Origin of the sequence: Mesorhizobium sp. M7A.F.Ca.MR.362.00.0.0, from assembly GCF_004023175.1 — a bacterium.
Taxonomy (GTDB): domain Bacteria; phylum Pseudomonadota; class Alphaproteobacteria; order Rhizobiales; family Rhizobiaceae; genus Mesorhizobium.
The window spans coordinates 1,954-2,491 of the sequence record NZ_RZTF01000608.1; the positions used below are offsets into that span (position 1 = coordinate 1,954).

Below are 538 nucleotides of genomic sequence, written 5' to 3' on the forward strand. Positions count from 1 at the left end.
CGCACGGGTGGCGATCCTCGATGTCGACCTGCATCACGGCAACGGCACGCAAGGCATCTTCTACGCACGGCCGGATGTGCTGACCGTCTCGCTGCATGCCGATCCCGTGCGCTTCTATCCGTTCTTCTGGGGCCATGCCGACGAGCGCGGCGAAGGGCCAGGCCTCGGCTACAATTTCAACCTGCCGCTGCCGCGCAAATCCGCCGATGCGGCGTTTCTCGAAGCGCTCGCGGTGGCGTTACAGCGTATCCGCGCTTTTTCGCCCGACGCGCTGGTCGTGGCGCTCGGCCTCGACGCGTTCGAGGGCGATCCGTTCGGTGGACTTTCGATGACGACGCCGGGTTTCTCGCGCATCGGCGAGGCTATCGCAAAGCTCGATCTACCGACGGTCATCGTCCAGGAAGGCGGCTATCTCTGCGACGAACTCGGCGACAATCTCACCGCGTTCCTCACCGGCTTCGGCGGCAAGACGCGGTGAATGCTCAAGCCAGCGTCAGGAGCGCTGCTGCCTGAGCATGGCGATCACACGGTGTACGCT

General features: G+C 64.5%; 1 pseudogene. It reads left to right on the forward strand.

Going from position 1 to position 538, the window contains the following annotated elements:
* Positions 1-478 (forward strand): annotated as a pseudogene (locus tag EOC06_RS44460) (histone deacetylase family protein); the annotation flags it as partial.
* Positions 479-538 lie beyond the last annotated feature (60 nt).